Raw genomic sequence first — 920 nt, forward strand, 5'->3', positions numbered from 1 at the left:
CACGTTCACCAACCCGATCAAGATGCGTGGTCCGGATCCGTGGATGCAGTATTACAACGGTTATTACTATTTGGCGACGACGACGTGGAACAACACGATTACGATGCGTCGTTCGCGGACGTTGGCGGGGTTGTCGTCGGCTTCGGATACGTTGTTGTTCACGTTGACTCGGCCGAATGGTGCGGGGACGATGTGGGCGCCGGAGTTTCATTTGTTGAACGGGCCGAATGGGCAGCGGTGGTATTTCTATTACACGGCGGGGCGTGAGCCGTTCGATCTGGGTTCGCAGCGGATTCATGTGTTGGAGAGTGCGGGGTTGGATCCGATGGGTCCGTACACGTTCAAGGCGGACATGTTGGATCCGGTGTCGGACAACACGTGGGAGCTGGATCCGGGGATTCTTCAGTTGAACGGGAACTTGTATTTGTTGGGGACGTTCTACAACGGGTCGCAGCCGTTGTTCATCCGGCCGTTGTCGAATCCGTGGACGGCGAGTGGGACGCGGCGGATTTTGGTGACGCCTAGCTTGTCGTGGGAGACGGTGGGTGGTGCGGTGGCCGAGGGTGGTGAGGTGTTGCAGCGTAACGGGCGGACGTTCATCGTGTACTCGGCGTCGCATTGTTCGACGCCGGATTACAAGTTGGGGATGATCGAGTATGTCGGTGGGGATCCGTTGAACGCGTCGTCGTGGCGGAAGTTCCCGAGTCCGGTGTTCCAGCGGGCGGGTAACGTGTACGGGCCGGGGCACAACGGGTTCTTCAAGTCGCCGGATGGTACGGAGGACTGGATCGTGTATCACGCGAACAGTTCGGCGAGTCAGGGGTGTGACATCAACCGGACCACGCGGGCGCAGAAGTTCACCTGGAACGCGGACGGCACGCCCAACTTCGGCACCCCGGTCAACAGCGGCGTGGCCATCC

Annotated in this window: 1 protein-coding gene; it reads left to right on the forward strand. The window is 60.0% G+C overall.

Going from position 1 to position 920, the window contains the following annotated elements; translation table 11 throughout:
- A partial coding sequence (locus AC5L36_RS45355) for a glycoside hydrolase family 43 protein (protein ID WP_441225323.1) occupies positions 1-920 on the forward strand: 920 nt, incomplete at both ends.

This window comes from Phytohabitans sp. LZ39 (genome assembly GCF_059359075.1).